Source organism: Vibrio sp. D420a, assembly GCF_030248625.1.
In the GTDB taxonomy this organism is placed as follows: domain Bacteria; phylum Pseudomonadota; class Gammaproteobacteria; order Enterobacterales; family Vibrionaceae; genus Vibrio; species Vibrio fortis_A.
The window spans coordinates 277,695-297,675 of the sequence record NZ_JAHGAN010000002.1 but is presented as its reverse complement, the minus strand read 5'-3'; the positions used below and the strand labels follow the sequence as shown (position 1 = coordinate 297,675).

Annotated in this window: 20 protein-coding genes and 1 pseudogene; 6 read left to right on the top strand and 15 right to left on the bottom strand. The window is 42.5% G+C overall.

All coding sequences use genetic code 11. The features are described from left to right. Positions 1-14: 14 nt before the first annotated feature. The gene (locus KI743_RS02235; RefSeq protein ID WP_285464638.1) at positions 15-986 is read right to left on the bottom strand and encodes a tyrosine-type recombinase/integrase; all 972 of its coding nucleotides are present in this window, start codon (positions 984-986) and stop codon (positions 15-17) included. A 100-nt stretch (positions 987-1,086) separates the two neighbouring features. Here KI743_RS02235 and KI743_RS02230 point away from each other — a divergent pair, with 100 nt between their 5' ends. The 4 genes and pseudogenes from KI743_RS02230 to KI743_RS02215 all read left to right on the top strand — a co-directional run bounded on the left by KI743_RS02230 (position 1,087) and on the right by KI743_RS02215 (position 4,147). Beyond that, entirely contained in the window at positions 1,087-1,461 is a 375-nt protein-coding gene (locus KI743_RS02230) for a DUF3319 domain-containing protein (RefSeq protein ID WP_152470588.1), read from the top strand. A gap of 6 nt (positions 1,462-1,467) precedes the next feature. Next, a complete protein-coding gene (yciH, locus tag KI743_RS02225) occupies positions 1,468-1,779 on the top strand; it encodes a stress response translation initiation inhibitor YciH (RefSeq protein WP_032552543.1) in 312 nt (103 codons plus the stop codon). A 451-nt stretch (positions 1,780-2,230) separates the two neighbouring features. Next, positions 2,231-2,599: a hypothetical protein gene (locus KI743_RS02220; RefSeq protein WP_285464637.1), complete on the top strand. Its 369-nt coding sequence runs from the start codon at positions 2,231-2,233 to the stop codon at positions 2,597-2,599. A gap of 293 nt (positions 2,600-2,892) precedes the next feature. Next, positions 2,893-4,147: pseudogene (locus KI743_RS02215) on the top strand (GGDEF domain-containing protein). Between the two features lie 445 nt (positions 4,148-4,592). Here KI743_RS02215 and KI743_RS02205 read toward each other — a convergent pair. The 9 genes from KI743_RS02205 to KI743_RS02165 form a co-directional block, all read right to left on the bottom strand. Continuing rightward, positions 4,593-4,742, bottom strand: a complete 150-nt coding sequence (locus tag KI743_RS02205; protein WP_285464632.1) for a YoaH family protein — start codon at positions 4,740-4,742, stop codon at positions 4,593-4,595. A gap of 42 nt (positions 4,743-4,784) precedes the next feature. Next, positions 4,785-5,936 (bottom strand): conjugal transfer protein TraF, encoded by a 1,152-nt coding sequence (locus KI743_RS02200; protein WP_285464631.1) that lies wholly within the window; start codon positions 5,934-5,936, stop codon positions 4,785-4,787. Between the two features lie 51 nt (positions 5,937-5,987). Then, positions 5,988-6,875, bottom strand: coding sequence for a DUF2861 family protein (locus KI743_RS02195; RefSeq protein WP_285464629.1), 888 nt, complete (start codon positions 6,873-6,875; stop codon positions 5,988-5,990). Between the two features lie 2 nt (positions 6,876-6,877). Then, on the bottom strand, positions 6,878-7,537 hold the full coding sequence (gene vxrB, locus KI743_RS02190) for a response regulator transcription factor VxrB (protein WP_032552526.1): 660 nt from the start codon (positions 7,535-7,537) through the stop codon (positions 6,878-6,880). Further along, complete coding sequence (gene vxrA / locus KI743_RS02185; RefSeq protein WP_373417789.1) at positions 7,512-8,981, bottom strand: sensor histidine kinase VxrA; 1,470 nt, start codon at positions 8,979-8,981, stop codon at positions 7,512-7,514. The genes vxrB and vxrA overlap by 26 nt, the downstream gene beginning before the upstream one ends. A 161-nt stretch (positions 8,982-9,142) precedes the next feature. Next, a complete protein-coding gene (pntB, locus tag KI743_RS02180) occupies positions 9,143-10,522 on the bottom strand; it encodes a Re/Si-specific NAD(P)(+) transhydrogenase subunit beta (protein ID WP_285464627.1) in 1,380 nt (459 codons plus the stop codon). 12 nt (positions 10,523-10,534) lie between these two features. Then, positions 10,535-12,082, bottom strand: a complete 1,548-nt coding sequence (gene pntA, locus KI743_RS02175) for a Re/Si-specific NAD(P)(+) transhydrogenase subunit alpha (protein ID WP_032552523.1) — start codon at positions 12,080-12,082, stop codon at positions 10,535-10,537. A gap of 301 nt (positions 12,083-12,383) precedes the next feature. Then, on the bottom strand, positions 12,384-12,665 hold the full coding sequence (locus tag KI743_RS02170) for an HlyU family transcriptional regulator (RefSeq protein ID WP_032552522.1): 282 nt from the start codon (positions 12,663-12,665) through the stop codon (positions 12,384-12,386). A 50-nt stretch (positions 12,666-12,715) separates the two neighbouring features. Continuing rightward, complete coding sequence (locus KI743_RS02165; protein ID WP_032552521.1) at positions 12,716-13,078, bottom strand: late competence development ComFB family protein; 363 nt, start codon at positions 13,076-13,078, stop codon at positions 12,716-12,718. Between the two features lie 232 nt (positions 13,079-13,310). On the opposite strand from KI743_RS02165, the gene KI743_RS02160 reads away from it, so the two are divergent. Then, positions 13,311-14,555: a GGDEF domain-containing protein gene (locus KI743_RS02160; protein ID WP_285464624.1), complete on the top strand. Its 1,245-nt coding sequence runs from the start codon at positions 13,311-13,313 to the stop codon at positions 14,553-14,555. Positions 14,556-14,566: 11 nt separating this feature from the next. Here KI743_RS02160 and KI743_RS02155 read toward each other — a convergent pair whose 3' ends face one another. Together KI743_RS02155 and KI743_RS02150 are read right to left on the bottom strand one after the other, a co-directional pair. Next, complete coding sequence (locus KI743_RS02155) at positions 14,567-15,547, bottom strand: Solitary outer membrane autotransporter beta-barrel domain (RefSeq protein ID WP_150869564.1); 981 nt, start codon at positions 15,545-15,547, stop codon at positions 14,567-14,569. Positions 15,548-15,695: 148 nt separating this feature from the next. Beyond that, positions 15,696-16,667 carry a diguanylate cyclase gene (locus KI743_RS02150; RefSeq protein ID WP_225310904.1) on the bottom strand — a complete coding sequence of 324 codons (972 nt, stop codon included), beginning with the start codon at positions 16,665-16,667 and terminating at the stop codon, positions 15,696-15,698. A gap of 131 nt (positions 16,668-16,798) precedes the next feature. Here KI743_RS02150 and KI743_RS02145 point away from each other — a divergent pair, with 131 nt between their 5' ends. Beyond that, positions 16,799-17,236, top strand: a complete 438-nt coding sequence (locus KI743_RS02145; protein WP_150869563.1) for a DUF3069 domain-containing protein — start codon at positions 16,799-16,801, stop codon at positions 17,234-17,236. Positions 17,237-17,419: 183 nt separating this feature from the next. Here KI743_RS02145 and modC read toward each other — a convergent pair whose 3' ends face one another. Genes modC through modA form a run of 3 tightly spaced genes read right to left on the bottom strand, consistent with a single transcriptional unit; the run spans position 17,420 to position 19,976 of the window. Beyond that, positions 17,420-18,526 (bottom strand): molybdenum ABC transporter ATP-binding protein ModC, encoded by a 1,107-nt coding sequence (gene modC, locus KI743_RS02140; RefSeq protein WP_285464621.1) that lies wholly within the window; start codon positions 18,524-18,526, stop codon positions 17,420-17,422. Further along, the gene (modB, locus tag KI743_RS02135; protein WP_285464620.1) at positions 18,523-19,221 is read right to left on the bottom strand and encodes a molybdate ABC transporter permease subunit; all 699 of its coding nucleotides are present in this window, start codon (positions 19,219-19,221) and stop codon (positions 18,523-18,525) included. The genes modC and modB overlap by 4 nt, the downstream gene beginning before the upstream one ends. Next, positions 19,221-19,976: a molybdate ABC transporter substrate-binding protein gene (gene modA, locus KI743_RS02130; RefSeq protein ID WP_285464619.1), complete on the bottom strand. Its 756-nt coding sequence runs from the start codon at positions 19,974-19,976 to the stop codon at positions 19,221-19,223. The genes modB and modA overlap by 1 nt, the downstream gene beginning before the upstream one ends. Positions 19,977-19,981 lie beyond the last annotated feature (5 nt).

Genomic DNA, 19,981 nt, shown 5'->3' with positions numbered 1-19,981 from the left:
TCTCCGTGTCGGTATCATTGCTGCCACGGAATAATTTCTTTAAAGACAATTTTCCCTTCTTCGGATTTAGCCAACTGACCTAAGTATTGCGCCGGCATAACGGGGCTCATCCAGCGTCCAAAATCTTGAATATCTCTGATCGTCATTCCTTGTTTCGCCAATTCTTGTGTTGCACCCACGCGGATAGAGTTACCAGAAAAGCTCAAACTTCCGGTTAGTCCAAGCAGATCACTTGCGCGCCTTACGATTCTATAGATCGAAGAATCATCTAACGGTTGGTTGTGAATATGACCGTGTCGATCTATGGAGCGAAACAAAGGTTGCTCATCGAAAGGCTCACTCATTTCAATCCAACGCTGTAGGTGGCCAGAAGCTACTTCTGAGAGTTGATATGTTGAGTCTGCCACATGGACGCAATGACCATTATCTCTGGCTGAGATATGGCTGGCTTTTAAGTTCTTGAGCTCTGAGCGTTTTAAAGCACATTCAAACATCACGTTATAAATCGAAACATCGCGGATATCTTTAAGAGGTGCATTGGGTTTGGCTAAGTAGTTGTTGAGCTGGTTTAAATGATGATAAGTCATCGCATTAGTTTGTTTCGCATCGCCTGATTTCGATATCTGCAATTGAACTAAGGTAAATCTTACCTGTTTGTGTTTTATTGGGTTAGGGAACCCTAAAATTGTGTGCAGAAGGGATAGCGTTGCAGTGTAACGTTTTAATGAAGAAAACTTACGCTCGTGAGCTTCCGTTTCGAGGAATCGACGAATCGCTGTGACGGAAGCAGGCAAGGTATTAATATGATGTTTAAGGCAAAATGCTAAATAGCGGTTCCAGTCCGATAGAATTCCTAGCATAGAATTTAGAGAATATTGATTGTCGGTCAACTCATCTATAACATCTAGCGAAGCCTCGTTATTGAGTTTCTTAACAAAGAAATTAACTTGTGAAGGGTCGGTCAAAACCGGAACTTTTTTTCTCAAATTACCGTACCTGGTCAGGTGTTTTTGTCATATTATGCTTGATATCATTAATAGTACACTTATGATTAGTGTAGTGAAAACAGAAAGATGATTCATAGATATGGCTAATTCGATTTATCGAGGAGTTCATCTGCAATCAACAGATGCGACGAATACTATTTGGCGTGCAAAATTAAAAAACCACGCAATTCAAGGTAACTTGACCGCTTTGAAGAAGAGCATCGATTGGTGGATTGACACTGCATCTATCATTGATCCAAAAGAGTTCACTTCATTAAACAAACCTCGAGCAGGTTCAGGTGGCCAAGCGGAAAACTTTAATGGCTATCAAATCAAGAACGATACAGGCGAACCTAATGCTTGGTACTGTATGTTTAACGGTCGCCTTATTAAGGGATCGAAAACGGCAATACAGCGCCATATCGAAGCTTACTTGGTAGCAAAGCAAAAAGCACAGCAACAACAAAAGAAGTAAAAGACTATGAGCTTAGTGTATTCCACAGAAACGGGTCGTATTAAACCTGAGGAAGAAAAAGTCGAGCGCCCCAAGGGTGACGGTATTGTTCGAATTCAACGTGAAACTAAAGGTCGTAAAGGCAAAGGCGTTTCTGTTGTAACAGGTTTAGACTTAGATGACGCGCCACTTAAATTAATGGCTGCGGAACTTAAAAAAGTTTGCGGTTGTGGCGGCTCTGTAAAAGACGGCAACATTGAAATTCAGGGTGACGCTCGAGACAAGATCAAAGCACATCTTGAAAAGAAAGGTCTCAAAGTTAAATTGGCCGGTGGTTAAGCTGGCTAATATTAAAGTTAAGAATCGAAGATTATTATCATTAGATATTAGCTATTTTATGGTAAATAAGCGTTTTGGTTAAATAACTTCAATATCAAGTACCGAGAGTGCGCATACGATTAGGCAGGGTATCTTAATGGAGCTCTGCCTTATTAATTGCAAATCCAATTTAACATAAGATAGATAATACGCACTGATTTTGTAAGAGCAGTATAGTAATGTCCGGTTTGAGCAACTTTAAAATGTCCTCCTAAGCTTAAAGTGTTGCTTGGCTTTGAGGACCTAAACTGATGTTAATCGCTATGGGTGATCACGAGATAAATCGATTTAAAGTTCTAACGGATATACAAGAAAAACGCTTATGACAAGTCGACGCTGCAGACATTTTAAATCTCTCGACTCGACATGTCAGACGGCTGTTGAACCAGTTAGCAACTTATGGTCTAAAAGCTTGGCACATGCAACCCGCGGTCGCCCAAGCAACCGACGCTATGATGATAACTTTCGAGCTGAAGTATTAAAGATTGTACGTGAACAATACTTCGATTTTTCACCTACGTTTGCGCTAGAAAAACTCTCTGATCATCACAATCTGATTGTTTCCAAAGAAACTCTCCGACAATGGATGATTGCTGGCGGACTATGGACTCCATACTCTAGACGTAAGCCCAGAATTTATCAGCCTCGCTATCGCCGTGATTGTCTCGGTGAGCTCATCCAAATCGACGGTTCACACCATGATTGGTTTGAAGGCCGCAGCGACAAATGTTGCCTTTTAGTCTTTATCGAAGAACCTGATTACCAATCCCTGTTCACATGAGTCAATTGTGAACCCACAATATACGCCAATGGTGATTCTAGCTGTCTGATTATCCGATCGTGACATAGAGAAGCACTTTAAAATAGAGTTCTGACTTACAAAAATAACCGCTATTAAGTTACGTTGTGACTAAATGCGCCCAAACCAAATAGTTGTTGTTTATCTATGTCAAATGTGTGTCAGAGTTACGTGTGTACAGTATCAGTGATCTCCCTAGCCTTTTAGTATCGTTCGCTTCTCGAAATCGTATCAATATCAATTACTTGATAGAAGAATTCCTACAGATTTGATTAATGAACGAAAGAACATTTAGACAGCTTAATGTGTTCCTAGCTGTAACATGTCTCGCAATCAATGCATTTTCTCTATTCTCATTCCACATAGGTATGGATAAAAACTTTACCATTACGCCTGAACGTTTCGAGCCCAAAGTGAATACCGATCAAGACCATGGTGGTGGTACGCGCGGTCATGTTACCCAAGAAAATGGTTCAATAACGTTACACTGCAACTTTAAAAGAGATTATCGTTCGCCTTTCTGTGAGGTTGAGTTTGTTATATCAGCAGACGGACAAGGCGTAGATCTTTCCAAATATGACTCTGTAACAATCAATATGGATTATAAAGGTCAAGAGAATCCCCGCTTTAGGTTTTACACGAGAAATCATAATGATGCATACAGTGCTACTGGAGACCCTATATCCAATAAGTTTAACCGATTCGACTTTTCGCTTAATGACAAAGAAAATATTGATTTAAAGTATTTCAACGTACCTTTATGGTGGGTTGACTTCTACAACCATCCAATTACCAAAAGTGGTGTTGATATCACCAATACAGTATCGGTAGAACTTGGATTAGGTTCGAGTACTTTAGAGGGCCTACATCAGTTAACTATATACAACATAGTTTTTCATGGAAAAGTCATTTCACACTTAACGCTCATCAGAGTTTTGATCGGCATATGGGTAGCATTCGCAATCTATTACGTAGCGGGTTCGATGTATCTAATACATCGTTGTCGCAAGATTTCTGATGCCAAAGCAATCCAGCTCAAGCGCGAGATCGCCGAGCTTCGAGTTAAAGCAACAACCGACTCACTCACAGGAGCAAGAAATCGTACTCAAGCCTTGGACAGCTTTTACCACTTCGAAAGGCTTATACAACAAGGCAAGGCTATCCACGTCGCGCTATTCGATTTAGACCATTTCAAATTGGTCATGGCCATGACATTGGTGACAATGTTGACGAGAGTTCTCCGACCTATCGGAACAAGTCTTCAATGAGAACTATTTAATGTATCGCTGGGGTGGTGAAGAGTTCTTACTGGTATGCTTAGAGCAAGATGCGTCACAGTGTAACGACAAGATATCTGAGTTTATGGAAGCCATGGCTCGTAATCTTTGGCCAAAATCATTAGAGATCACTGCGTCTATTGGCTTAACTCAATTGGAGCGAAAGGAATCGATACGTACCGCGATCAAGCGTGCTGATACAGCTCTCTACCAAGCAAAGAACCAAGGTCGCAATAGAGTTGTCTACCTTTAACCGTTCAGTCCATCAAAGCGTTATATAACCTAAATCTCACAACTATTACTTTCTAAGTTCACGTAACACTAATCTATCACTTGATTCAAAGTCAGAATAATTGCCACACCGAAAATCCGTTTAATATCAATAAAAACAGCCACTTAACAAATAACCGCCTTCAAAGAAAAACCGAAACCAACCGGCGTCATATAAATTGACACCCAAGCTTGAAGCGGGAATGCGCATGGGTAACCTTATGTAATACGCACCGTAATTTTATTACACATCTGATCGCGTTAAGTTTTCTGTAGAATTTGATACTAAGCTAAGATGCTGACTTTATTATTGTTTCTGTTATGGAGAGGAAGTTTTGTCGTTTACTTTGAGGCTGAGAGAGCGTAGATATTGAAAAGAATGATTTAGTTATAGTGCGCTAATAAGTAAAAAAGAAGGGCTTAATGCCCTACTCTTTAGTTTCTGATTCATCACGAATTTGTTGAGCCACGATCTTGATGGCTTCTGCTGTACTAACACCTTGAGTCATTAGTTCTTGAATTCTTTCTACAGCGGCTTGCTGTTCTGCGTGTGTCAGTGTTGGCAAATCGTTTAGCATGTTCAGCTCCTTTTACTTAGGAGCTGAACTATATAGAGACAATTAGTAACTGGCAAGGAAATTGATCGAAGCACCCATAGCGTTTTCATTAGTGTAGTTTGCACTGATATCTAACTGGAATAGGTTCAAAGGAGAGATCCCTACACCTGCCGTTATTGTGCCTTCTGAATCAGAGTAAGCAAGGTTCTTATAGTACCCTCCTCTCAATTTCAATTGGCGTAAGATATCTACCTCAGTACCTACTCGAATCATCTGCTCGTTGTCATCAAAGCTCGTGAATTTTTCGGCCTCGTTGATGTCGTAGTCGACACTTAGCGTGAAGTAATCAGCAACAATACCAGCACCTACTGTATATACAGGGCCAAGTTTGTACGAATGGTTTGACGTAATGTCTCTTGTCGTACCGTCGGTTGCTCTAAGTTGCTGGGTTATTGATTTAGTTTCTATATCACGGTCGATAATATTTGTCGCTGAGAAACCTACTCGAAATGGTCCGTAAAACCATAAAGCACCTGCGTCGATATTAAATGTTGTTTCAGCGGTTTCATTTTCACGAACATCGCCAAGATCATAACTAGACGCAGTTGCAATATAGTTATAAGTATAGATTCGTTGTAGCTTAGGAGACACACCAAACGAAAAATGCTGGCCTAGAAATGTTTGATACTTTGCTAATGAAATACCAGCTTCTGCTATACCGATAGATACGGCTTTAACCGCGGTTAATTCTGCATTAGTTACCGCACTAGCATTAGCTGTATAGGTATCAGGGGTTACAAAAGACTCTGTATACGCTTTAGCAAATGCATTAGCGGCAATGTATTGATTTGGTAATGCAAATGCGACGACACCCCCGATATCGAATTTTAGCTTATCACCTGTTAACGCATCGATATCGGCATTCGTTACTGACCCGTCACTAATTCTATCTGCTAAATTATCGACGTCATCAACCAGGTTATTTGGGTCGTTGTAATTAACACCAAAACTTGGCGTGATCATACCTAAGTCATCGTTACGACGATAAATAGCAACTAAAGCGGGGTTATAAAATGGGGCTGTTAAGAAGTTAGCTGATACAACACCAACGCCACCCATAGCGTCTCCGCGCGCTTCGATGGCATAGTTTGCTGCAGTAGCAGGAAGGCTAGCTAAGGCTATTGACGTTGCGAGTAGTTTTGTCGTTTTGTTCATGCTGATAGTTCTTTGTTAAGTCCTTTACATTGTTATCGGCATGATTGTAATTTACTTTAACTCCTCCTCGCTAGAAATATCATACGTTTTACTTATCGTTTGTGTCTGTTCGATGGTTATATCACCTTGCCAACGCGCGTGTGCCATTGAAACGGCCAGAACGTAGCGATCACTTGGAATATCTTCACCCTTTAGTTGCATTGGATAATCTGACTCATAGCTCTTACCCCAAACACGCTCATAGCGTTCATTGACGTAATCATAAAGCCCAACTTCCAAGCGCGGCAACGGACAATACGGATTTAAAAGCTCTTTCTTATCAATACGCCACGAGTCTTTAGATGCCCAACGTACTTGCTGTTTGAGCTTTACTTCACCAAAAATAACCCAAGTACTCCAAGTTGCTCCATCTTCAACTTTTACGCTTAGACGATAAAGGCCGGATTGAACGGGTGACGACAAGTTATAGCGCTTGTTGTACAAATACGCGTCACTATTCTCAACCTTTTTAGCACTCTTAGTCATCTGGCTATCGGATGACAGAGTTTTATCAACCCACTTGTCTAGCGATATGTTTTGAATGTTTTCAGTAGACTCTAAGTCGATGACTAAGCGAAACGTATCTCTGCCAGGGCTTTGAATCATGTGTCGCTTTATTACGACTGAACTTATCCAATCAGGCAAAGTATTCTTGGTTAACGTCTTACCACAATCTTTGTTCAGCGCCTGATTGAATAGTTCATTAAGGTGCTGTTCTCGCACCTTAGAAGTATTGCTTTGCCACACTTCCACCAATGAATCGAACATCAACGTCAAATCATCATTTAAAATATGCTTATGGACCTGTGTTAATGCATTACTACCAGTAAACCACTCGGTTGCCGAGCTAGAGAAACTGGTCATTGCCATCAGTAGTAGTGGAAGTGCTTTTCGTTTCATTATTACGCTTTCATTTTGTAGCCAACGCCACGTAGTGTTTCAATTTCTAAACCAGGCAGTTTTTGACGTAGCTGAAGTACGTGCGTATCAACAGTTCGAGTCGTTGGGAAGTGGTTGTAACCCCACACATGATCAAGTAGTTCATCACGCGTGAAAACACGCCCCAGATTGCTCGCTAAAAACAGAAGCAAATCAAACTCAGTACGAGTTAATGTTACTTCTTGATCTTTAAAGAAGACTTCACGTGTTGCTTTATCGATGACTAAGTCTTGAGCAACAACTTTAGAGCTATCCTGCTCTTCTGCATCCGGTAAACGAAGTTGCGCGCGAATACGTGCAAATAGTTCAGCCTCTGCAAATGGTTTTGTTAGGTAGTCATTCGCACCAGAATCTAAACCTGCAACTTTGTCTTTTACTGTAACAAGTGCCGTTAACAGAATAACTGGGATATCTTTCTTCTTTTTCCAACCAGGTAGAGAATCCACTGAATCGCCATCTGGAAGTTGACGGTCGAGGATTACAAGATCAGCCTGTTCCCAGTACCCTTCAACTTCAGAGATGAGTTCTGCATGCAAACATTCATATCCAGCTTGCTCTAGGCTAACTAGAAGACCATCAGCTAAGTTTTTATCATCTTCAACGAGAAGCAATGTCTGTTTCACAAGGTATCTCCAAAATAAATGTTGTCGGGGGCCCGATGAGAGTCATGTGTCCACCCATTTTCCCAACCATAGATTCAACTATCGTTAGGCCTAAACCAAGACCGCTCTTACTTACAAACGGTTTGCGTAACTGCCCCCAGTCTTTGCGGGTCAAGTCTCCATTATCTATCACTTTGAATGTCAGCTTCTTGTCAGAAGTCGTGAGATCAAGCGTAACTGGTGGAACTCCGTACTTAACCGCATTTCTGATCAAGTTATCGATACAAGTTCCTAACCAATAAACGTTTACTTTCGCAGCGATGTCTTGGTTAATGACAAGTTTGATATCAGGACCAAACTCCTCTTCAATTTTAAATTCCAACCACTCTTGTACGCTTGGTACCCATTCTGTAGCGAGAGGTTGATTGTCAGACTGTAAGTAGTCTTTACTTGCTTCGGCAAGTTGCCTTAATCGGCGAGTGTCTTCGCAAAGGCGCCTGAATTCGTCATAAACCGTTTCAGGAAGGTGTTCAAACTCTCTCCTAAAACCTTCCACCGTCAATGACAGGCTGGCGATAGGCGTTCTAAGTTCGTGTGTTAGGATCTGCAGTACTAACATACGACTCTTCATCTCTTGTTTGCGTACGTTCCAACGATAGATAGACCAGCCAATCACCAACAAGATATTTGCAACCACTAGAACAATCATCGCGATTTGAAGTAGCTCTGAGTGATCTTCGATCTCCCAACAAATATTGCCTCGCTGAACGAAACAGCTATTGTCTTCATCTGACAGGCGATATGAAAGTCCGGCTAGCTGCGCATTCTCAGTCCAGATTGGTTCTTGATACAAATAGTATCGGTCACCGCGTTTAAGCCATAGTTCATCGAGCTCTACAAACATGCTCGCACCAGCTAGTAATGCAGTAATCGCTTCGCTGTTCATGTGTTTTAGGCGAGTCAGAAGCTCATCATGAGCTTCATTTGGTCGCTCTTGAATGTGCATAAAGCGCTTTAGCGATTCAAACTTTTCTGGGTACTGTTCTACGTAACGTGCTGCGTATGAACCGCCACCAGGGTGAATCAAACCACTACGACTGAACCAGCGATCCGATAACACTGTCCCTTTACACATGGCTCGTGTAAACACTAAAGGCTCGGTAATTAAAGGGCTAAGCGGTAGTTTTCCACTACACGTTTTCGATAATTGATATAGCCTTTGAATATCCTTCAGCGGGTACTTTGCCGTTTGCGGTAGCATAGCTGATGGCATGATTAAGCTAGTTGGGTAGTCGGCTTGCAGTACACGAATGTCGTAGGATTCGACCGCCGTTTCATGATCAAACAACTTAGTAAAATGATCGATACGCTCAGGCAACGAGTCAGCGAAAGCAGTTGCTGAAACGAAAAAGCTTAATGTAATAAATGATAATGTTTGTTTAATCGTCACAAGCCAAGCGCTAATTCATACAGATAAATCAAATATATACCATTCGCTATCAAAGATAAATTTTTACCTTAGCAATCCGATAACTGTCATCAATTATGCGGCAATAATTTATATGAATGTAAGAGCAGTAATCAAAAAAAGGGACTCAATCGAGTCCCTTGCCATTTAACGGTTTCTTATAAGTGCTCTAGAATGCTTAGACAGCTTTCTTTTGCATCACCAAACAACATTTGAGTGTTGTCTTTAAAGAACAGTGGGTTCTGTACACCCGCGTAACCGGTATTCATAGAACGCTTGAACACAACAACATTTTGCGCATTCCAAACCTCTAATACCGGCATGCCTGCGATTGGGCTATTTGGATCTTCTAACGCTGCTGGGTTAACTGTGTCGTTCGCACCAATGACTAGTACGGTGTCAGTCTCAGTAAAGTCGTCGTTGATTTCGTCCATCTCTAGAACGATGTCATACGGTACTTTAGCTTCCGCAAGCAATACGTTCATGTGACCCGGTAACCTTCCCGCTACAGGGTGGATACCAAATCGCACTTCAACACCTTGAGCTCGAAGCTTTTCAGTGATTTCATGCACTGGGTATTGAGCTTGCGCTACGGCCATACCGTATCCAGGTGTGATAATTACAGACTTAGAACCTTTCAACATTTCAGCGACTTCTTCAGCCGACGCTTCTCTGTGTTCGCCCTGCTCTTCAGCATCACCAGATACAGTCACCTCTTGGCCAAAACCACCAGCAATAACACTAACGAATGAGCGGTTCATCGCCTTACACATAATGTAAGACAGAATTGCACCTGATGAACCCACTAGAGCACCAGTTACGATCAATAGATCATTTGCTAGCATGAAACCAGCAGCGGCGGCTGCCCAACCCGAGTACGAGTTAAGCATAGATACGACTACCGGCATGTCTGCACCACCGATAGAAGCAACTAGGTGGTAACCGAATGCAAAAGCGATCAACGTCATTACAATCAGAGCAAACATGCTACCGTCAGCTTTGACGAACATGATCATTAAGAACGTAGAAACAACAATCGCAGCCAGGTTCCATTTGTGCTTGTGAGGGATGTTCAATGCTGACGATGAAATCACACCACGTAGCTTACCAAATGCGACAATAGAACCAGTAAACGTCACTGCACCAATGAACACACCAAGGAAAACCTCCACAAGGTGGATAACATGCTCTGCGTGTGTTGCTGCTTCTGGTGCATCAATGTAGCTGTTGTAGCCAACCAATACTGCCGCCATACCCACGAAACTGTGTAGGATCGCAACCAATTCTGGCATCTCAGTCATTTCTACTTTTTTCGCGTAGTGGATACCGATACCACCACCGATCACCATCGCAATAATGATCCACACTAGGCCTTCAGAATAAGGACCAAAGATCGTTGCAAACAGAGCGATTGCCATACCAGTAATACCATAGTAGTTACCAGCACGAGCCGATTCTTGCTTGGAAAGCCCAGCAAGACTCATGATAAAGAATACAGCAGCGACAATGTAAGCTGCTTGTACTAATCCTTCAGACATCCGTTATACTCCTTAGTCTTTACGGAACATTTCAAGCATGCGTTTGGTAACGGTAAAGCCACCAAATATGTTGATGCTTGCAATTAACACGGCGATGAACGACAAGAAGGTAACAACCCCACTGCCTTGACCGATTTGAAGTAACGCACCAACAACAATGATGCCTGAGATTGCATTCGTCACCGACATTAACGGTGTATGCAAAGAGTGGCTAACATTCCAAACTACGTAGTAACCAACAATACAAGCCAGTACAAATACCGTGAAGTGCGATAAGAACGCAGCCGGAGCAACAGAAGCGATCCATGCAAAGGCACCAACAGCGATCGCCATGCCTGCAATTTTCTTCGCTGGAGATTTCGGTTCTTCAACCTTAGGTTCAACTGGCGCAGCTTGCGGTTTTGCCTGTTGAGGTTGAGCCGAAACTTGAATCGGTGGCGCAGGCCACGTCACTTCACCCTCTTTAACCACAGTCACACCACGAAGAACAACATCATCAAAATCGATATTGATGTTACCGTCTTTTTCTTTGCAAAGGAGTTTAAGTAGGTTAACAAGGTTAGTTGCATACAGCTGTGAAGACTGAGTTGGAAGGCGACCTACCATATCGGTGTAGCCAACAACCTTAACGCCATTTGCTGTTGTGATTACTTGGTCTGCAACCGTGTATTCACAGTTACCACCATTAGCCGCAGCAAGATCAACAATCACACTACCCGGCTTCATGCTATCGACCATCTCTTTAGTGATTAGCTTCGGTGCAGGACGACCTGGAATCAATGCGGTTGTAATAATGATATCAACGTCTTTCGCTTGCGCGGCATAGAGCTCTTCTGCTTTCTTGTTGAATTCATCAGACATCTCTTTCGCGTAGCCGTCACCAGCGCCGGTGTCTTCTTGGAAATCCACTTCTAAGAATTCAGCGCCCATCGACTCGACTTGTTCTTTTACTTCTGGGCGGACGTCAAACGAACGAACGATTGCGCCTAGACTGCCAGCAGCTCCAATGGCGGCAAGACCAGCAACACCAGCACCTGCAACCAGCACTTTAGCCGGTGGTACTTTACCTGCTGCGGTAATTTGACCCGTAAAGAAGCGACCAAACTCATGAGCAGCTTCAACCACAGCACGATAACCTGCAATATTTGCCATTGAACTCAATGCATCTAATGCTTGGGCACGTGAAATACGTGGGACTGAATCCATTGCCATTACATTGATATTCTTGCTAGACAGCTGCTCCATCAATTCTGGGTTTTGAGCTGGCCAGATAAAACTGATCAGACTCGCACCTTCTTTGATAAGTGCAATTTCGTCGAGATTTTCGTCAACAATAGGAGCGTTGACTTTAAGGATGATATCGGATTCCCAAGCTTGGTCAGCAGAGACTACTTTAGCGCCAGCTTCTTCATAAGCTGAGTCATCAAAACTTGCTAAAGCGCCCGCTTGTGTCTCAACACAAACTTCAAATCCTAACTTTAAAAGCTGTTCTACCGATTTTGGAGAAGCAGCGACTCGCGTTTCACCTGCGAGGGTTTCTTTTGGTACACCAATTTGCATAGCTATTCCTTGACTATTGGCACAATGACTTATTCGTTTGTATCTAACGACAACTAATACTTCAAGCGTTTTATTCAAAGAACAGAAAAAGTTATTACATATAACGGATTGGATGTAATTTCATCGATTTTGAGGGGCTAAAAGACAACCAAATGAGGTTAAGAGGTCAAACCACTTGAAATTAATCCCTTATATAACAACTATCTAGCTGCTCTTTTTCCTTAAAAACTAAAAAGAGCCTTCAGCATATACACTGAAGGCTCTTAAAATTATGACCAACATCAAGTCTAGCCCTAATTGGTTAGCTAAAAATGTTATCGCCCATCTGATCGATAAACATTTGAGATTTTTTCAGCATCAGTTCATTGGCATCATCTTTGTTTGAAACAACGTCCGAACGAATAAAACGATGAGATTTCATTTCGCCATCAATTTCTTTCTCGATACGCCCAGCGACTCTATATTGCCCCGATTCAGCCAATGCTTCTTGATAGATATTGAAACCTTTATATTCTACAGGTTCAACAGCAACGGCTTGTTCGGTTTTTTCTTTACTTCCAAATAGCTTTGAAAAAAATCCCACGTTTTTATACTCCTAATTCAACGACCAAGGACTCCTCTAACGTACCACGACTAGGTGTTCTTCAACAGTGGCTTTTCATACCAATCAAGCTCAACATCATCGTCAAAATTGTGATGTGAGAAGATAACCGGAATATCTTGGGAGCGATTTTTTCTTCGATCATCTAAAATCATCGCTTCTGCATTTTTGACTGCGATCTCACTATTTCGCTTGTACAAAACCAACTTCTCCTCTGGCAAAGCCGCCAAAAAGTCGATGTCATAGCGAATATAGATCGGCTTTAATTGCCCCAGAGCTAAGCACGCAAGATCGGCCAATTGCTCCTGAGAATAACTTGATACATATTCTTCTGTCGTTAGCACCTGACCAACGAGTGTTTCCATATAGTTATGAACGTCAACACTGATCTGCATATCTTATCTCTCCATGATTCAAGTTATTGATTGCGCCAGTTCTACTTAACTTTTAGTCGGTTATACCAATAATATCAACAATAAACATACTCACTTTGTTGCATTATTCACAATCCATCACTATGTTTTTATCTAAAAACAGGTAAAAAGCTTGGCAATTGGAATTTAAGCCGTATCCTACATTACTAGTATTAGTTATAGAATCATCAGTTTAGATAGGCACTCTACATAAATGTCATCTTCGTTTGTCACGTCTAGTTTGTTCCGTTTTTGTTTTCCGCTTCTCCTACTCAGCATACTGCTTGTTGGTATGAACAATGTCATCTTAATTACGGAATCAAACCATGGCTTTGCCAACAACCTCCCTTACATTCTTTTGTCTGTAGCGGGGGTCTTATGCTTTACCTTTAAACAAGGTCGCATGGCCATGGTATCTATTGCCATGCTTGTTGCATATGCCGTGATACAAACACGTCTTCAAAGCCCATTAAATACCGGGACAACATTATTAGAGCTGTCGCTGTTAGCCGCCTTGCTTCCAGTGTCATGTTTGTTGGTTTATGCCTTTCCTGACACTGCTTTATCAGCAAGGACGACAGGATTCTATTTATTAGCGATTGGGCTCTTTATTGCATGGTCACAACTGATCATTACCCACTTTTACGACGGCGGCTTTGAGTCTTGGAGTGAAGGCGTCCTATTTACTGTCTCTTCACTATCGAAACTCCCTTTCATACTTTTGATGTACAGTATTGGATTGTCAGGGTTAACGGCAATCTTAGTGTTGATGTATAACCGCCCTATTGATGTTGTCGTATACAGCTCTATCGTTATGGCTAGCTCGACGTTTATCTTCTTTGACGTTCTGTATATATCAAGCACACTATTTTCGTTATCTGGCGTGCTGATCATCATCTACATGATGTCGGCAAGTCATGCACTTGCATTTAATGACCAACTAACCAATATTCCAGGTCGCCACGCATTAGAAAGCGATATGAAACATTTGGGTCGAAAGTATTCATTAGCAATGCTCGATATCGACCACTTTAAGACGTTCAATGACACTTACGGTCATGATATCGGTGACGAAGTGCTCAAACTTGTTGCCAGTAGAATGAGGCTAACATCAGGTCACCCACGAATTTATCGTTATGGGGGTGAAGAGTTTACGATCATCTATCGGCGCAAACAGGCTAAACAGGTCGTTGGTCATCTGAATGAGCTTATTCAAGACATTGCAGCCTATGACATCGTAATACGCGACAATCATGCCCGCCCTAACTGTGATGACACAGGCAGTAAGAATAGAGGCCAAGGTTCACTGGCATCGAAGATAGTCAACGTTACCGTAAGCATTGGGTTAGCGGACAGCAAGACAACCAAAAAGCCAGAAGAAGTGATGAAGCTTGCAGATAACGCCTTATACAAAGCAAAGAAAGCCGGCCGTAACCGTTTGTCTATTAGCAAAGAATAGACAAGCGGTAATTAGTCTTGATTGAAAAAGACCACAAGGCTACCGCCCTTGAGAGAACTACCGTAATTTATGGTAAGCCCTATCCCTACGTTATCAACCCAATCATTGAGTAAGTCTGGGTCTAATAACCACCCTAAGCTTGCTTCGTAATACGAGTGTGTACCCAATGGGGCTGACGTATCGCCACCGACATCAATTCTTCGGACGCTAGAGTACATTGATGTGACATTGTCACGCCATGATATCAAGTCGTAAAAAACTTTGACTTCATTAGCGAGATACCACCCTTCTGGGTTCCCTACGTCACCTTCATTGGCTTCCCCCCAGCCATGGCCGTAAAAATAATGCCAACTCGAGCTTATCTTAAGCCGTCCCCAATCATGTAGATCTTGATAGGTGAGCTTTATATTCGGTTCAACAATATAGGCCCAAGCATCTGTATTGACGATGAAACCGTCCAATACACTGCGGTAAGGCTCTAGTATGCCACTTCGATAGGTATAGTCGTTACGATAGTAAGAAATGTGATTACCAATGGCAGTGTTGACGCTCCAATGCTCGTCTAACTGATTCACGTTGGCAAACTCCAGATAACCCGAGACAACATATTCACTTAAGGCATCTGGGGCTGTGCCTGAGGATAAATCAACATCTTGGTCGATACTAAGAGCCGACAAGCGCAAGGTTAGTTCTTGTCGGTTATCTTCAATATAAGACGGTAATTCAATTGTGTAAGGTAAACTCAGCGCGGCAATATCTTTGCGTCGGCTGATTGATTCCGTCGTACCAATATTTTCGTTATCGATTTTAAAGACCTTATTAGGGTCAAAGTTATGAAAGCCGAATGTAAATACGTCCGAATCACTGAGGACAACGTTTGTTGCAAAGTTCTGTTCGAGATCTTTCCGCACAGCATCGTTTAAGCTCGTTGCACAAGCCAGCGATGGTATGAAAAACACAATAGGTAAGTACCGAAGATCCAAAAAGAAAATCCTCTAACAATAATCAATAAAACGGCAACAGCCAATAAAAACGGCGGCCGACTTTACCACTAGACTATCATTGCCCTCCACTGTTTTTCTTTATCGAAAACATAAGTTTCATTACACACATAGCCTTTTGTACGGATATAGATTATTGCTAGCGATTTACCTCTGCGATATCTCGCAATACATAAGTATTTCGACCACCTTCTTTAGCTAGATAAAGCGCATTATCAACCGCTTGATAACTACCCTCTATAGACTCATCACCCGTCGGGACAAATGTCAACACCCCCTGTGACACTGTAACCCTATCTGATACAGTAGAATGCTCATGTTTGAGGTTTATCTTCTCTAATGCTTCTTGAATCCGCTGAGCTTGTTGCTCTGCAAAGTTTCTATCTGTATCACCGAGTATCAAGATGAACTCTTCACCACCATAACGCCCTACGTACTCACCGGCACGAACAAACAGTTTTTTAAGAGTGCTGGCCAAGGCTTGCAGACAGTTATCGCCTTGTATATGGCCATAATTGTCATTGTAAGGTTTGAAGAAGTCGACATCTAGAAGGATGATGGTCATATGTGCTTTTCTACGGCCATGCCATGCTATGCTCTCTTCAAGCTTAGTATCCATGTAACGGCGATTGTAAAGCTTGGTTAATCCATCTTCATTTGCCTGTTGTTTCAGTAGCAAATTAAGCTCTTCTAACTTAGCGGTACTCTGTTTTAACTCTCGTCTCATCGCGGCAATACGCTGCATCGCAATAAGTTTAGAGTTCAGGACTACTTTATTTACAGGCTTAATTAGATAGTCATCACCACCAGCATCAATAGCCTTTGCAATCATTTCTGGTTCATCATGACCACTCAAGAAGATAATTGGGATCCAATCTGGAAATTGACGACGGATCTCTCTCGCCACTTCGAAACCATCCATATCCGGCATACTGATATCTAAAAGGACGAGTTCAGGATCAAACTGGGAGTAAATTTCTAAAGCCTCTTTGCCACTGCCTACCGCTTCAACTTCATGACCTATCTGTTTAAGACGAATCGCAAGTTGCATTCGATCTAATTGAACGTCATCGACAAGCAATATACGCATTGATGATCCCATTTCTGCCATTACGTCACCTTTATATTGTGTTGAACTATGAAAATAGCCTAAAACTGGCGCTAATTCATGCGGTCGTCTCTATATTATATTGACTTTTTTACAGATCTTTTTAGCATTGTTTCTTTTTGAAGAGAAATACTATGTCAGACGCTACAAACAACGAGCAACAAGAAATCGATTTAACCACTATCTCTCCAGAGCTACGTCAAGTTATCGAATTTGATGAAGTGCCAAAAGAGATGCACAACATGGTTACTTCTATTCACGAGGTGTCTGAAGAAGCAGTACGCGAAGCGTGGGATAGCCTTCCAGCAAGCGCACAGAACGTTCTAGACAACTTCGAACAGTTCCACGCTCTAATCTCTGTAAGCCAGTCATTTGCTGGTATTAACGTTATGGAAGAGTTCCCAACTCTTAAACTGCCAGAAGGCATGACTGACGAAGAGAAAGAAGAGTACCGCGCTCAACTTCTTGACCAAGTTCTTCACAACTGTGTGAAAGACATGGTTAAACAAATCAAGAAAGCTCGTCGTGATGCAATCTTGAAGCGTGACTTTAAAGAAGTTTTCACTAAGTAGTGAATTCAGGTTATCGATAAGTAACCTTCTGTTCTTTATAAGAAAATAAAAAGCCGCTTCTATTGAGCGGCTTTTTGTTATTCATCGCAAATTGAATCTTTATATATGGTACTAGTATCACAGGTTCCTGTGTGACTATTTCATCCATTTACAAACAACATTTACATTTTCAATAGACACTAGCTAGTGAGTCACTGCAATGTCACGCTGAGCGACACTCACACCTTTAATCTGTGCAAACACGCGTTGCCCTATCGTTAGACTCAACTCATCCAATGCCCACAAAGTGATGGTTGCCCACAAATAACAACCCGGTTCTAATTCAAGCTCGACGGCAACACTCTGTTTGTTGTGTCCGTGTTGCTGTGTCTCTACTCTACGAATAATTGCTGGCAAGATGTTACGTATCGACGTGCTTTGGGGCTGCTGTAGCGACAGGGATACATCGTTAGCACGAATCTGCAGCCTCACTGAGGCGTCAATTGGGTTATCGACCTGCTGAACCCAAAGCGACGTCGTATTACCTAGCGCAAGCTTAGACAACGCATAGTCATCGTTGTGCTCAACAATTTTCGCCTCAAACAGAGAACTTTGCTCAGAAAATGATTGCCATGGCCTCATCGCTCTGGACGCCCATACTTGTTCTGTTTGTCCCGCAGATAGCACCTTGCCTTGGTCTAAGATTACTAGGTAGTTAGAGAGCCTTAGGATCTCATTAAGGCTGTGAGTAACATAAACAATAGGGATTTTTACGCTTTCCGAAAGGTTTTCTAAAAACGGCATCACTTCCCGTTTGCGCGGCAAATCTAACGAGGCTAATGGTTCATCCATTAATAGAATACTTGGTTTAGACAACAGAGCTCGACCAATGGCGACTCGCTGCTTCTCACCACCTGATAACTTTGCTGGGTATCGATCAAGTAGAGCTTCTAGAGATAAAAGACCGACGACTTGATCAAAATGTTTCTGGTCAGGCGTCTTAACGCCATATTTCAAATTACTCGACACTTTCATGTGCGGAAAAAGACGAGACTCTTGAAAAACGTAGCCCACTTGGCGCTTGTGAACTGGCAAATCGATCCCTCTAGCGCTATCGAATAAGGTTTTGCCGGAAACCTTAATTTGACCGCTATCAGGGTTCTGAAGCCCGCTAATGGCGTTAATCAAAGAGGTTTTTCCCGCACCAGAACGACCAAATATCGCGGTAATGCCTTGGCTAGGTAAGGTCAGATCAACATCAAACTCAGTTTCACCGAGCTTCTGCTGATATTTGAGTATCAATTCGCTCATTGATTCCCCCCTAACTTATTTACTGTTTTTCGATTGAGCCACTCAGATAGCATAAGAGAACCAAGCGCAATTGCTATAGAGATAGCACATAGGCGCGCAGCTTCCATCTCTGCACCGGGAGTCTCAATAAACGTGTACATAGCTAAAGGGATCGTCTGCGTTTCACCTGGAATGTTGGATACAAAGCTGATTGTCGCCCCGAACTCTCCTAAGCTACGAGCGAACGACAACATAGTGCCAGTGATAATACCCGGAACCATTAATGGCAGAGTTATCGTAAAGAAAACCTTAATTGGTGATGCACCCAATGTCGCAGCCGCTTCTTCTAATTTACTGTCTACGGTTTCTAAGCTTAAGCGGATAGAACGCACCATCAACGGCAGTGCCACAACGATGCACGCAAGCGATGCTCCCTTCCAACTGAAACTAAACACCACCCCAAACACATCATTAAGCCACGAGCCAATAAGGCCCTGCCTACCCATCATGACCAGTAGTAGATAACCGATGACAACTGGAGGCAAAACCAAAGGAAGATGCACAAGGCTCTCCACCAAGCCTTTACCGATGAACTGCTTTTTCGCCAGTAGCCAAGCAATGCCGATACCAATAGGTACCAACCACAAAATAGCAAAGCCCGCGACCTTAAGGCTTAACAACAGAGCTTGATATTCGTAATCCGATAAATAAAACATTAATGCGTATTAAAACCGTAGCGCTCGAGGACTGACTTAGAAAATCCGCCCTGCATAAAGGTATAAAAGGCTTGCGTCGATTCATTACCGTTCAATTTCGCTACAGGGTAACGTATTGGAGTGTGTGATGACTCAGGAAATGTATCAACTATTGAAACATCAGTGGAAAGCATAGCATCGGTTTTATATACGATACCAAGTATCGCTTCTTGTCTTTCAACCAATGCCAAAGCCATGCGTACATTATTACTTGGGGCTAGACGAGTGCGAACACTCTGCCACACTTCTAACGCTTCTAGAGACTCTTTCGCATAGATACCAGCGGGTACCGACATGGTATTACCAACAGCTAGTCGTTCACCCTGTAGCGTAGCCTGCCATGTGGTTGCATCGTCAAGCCTGAACTGAGAGTAGTCGGTTTTGTCTGATTCCGATGAGATCAAAACCAGTTCATTGCCAGCCCAGCTAGTGACATTGTCACCTGAAACATACCCCCTATCGACTAAGTGTGTCATCCATTTTTCATTCGCTGCGATGAACACGTCTGCAGGTGCACCGCGCTCTATCTGGCGAACTAATGATGATGTACTCGCGTACACAGGTGTAACATCAATAGCGTGGTTCTTTTCAAATTCAGAGATCAGTTCATTAACGACGTTGGTCATTGAAGATGCGGCATAGACCTTAATGGAGTCTTGCGCAGATACCTGAAAAGCTAAAATAGCCAGTGCTGCCGTCAGCAATCGTTTTTGCATCACAC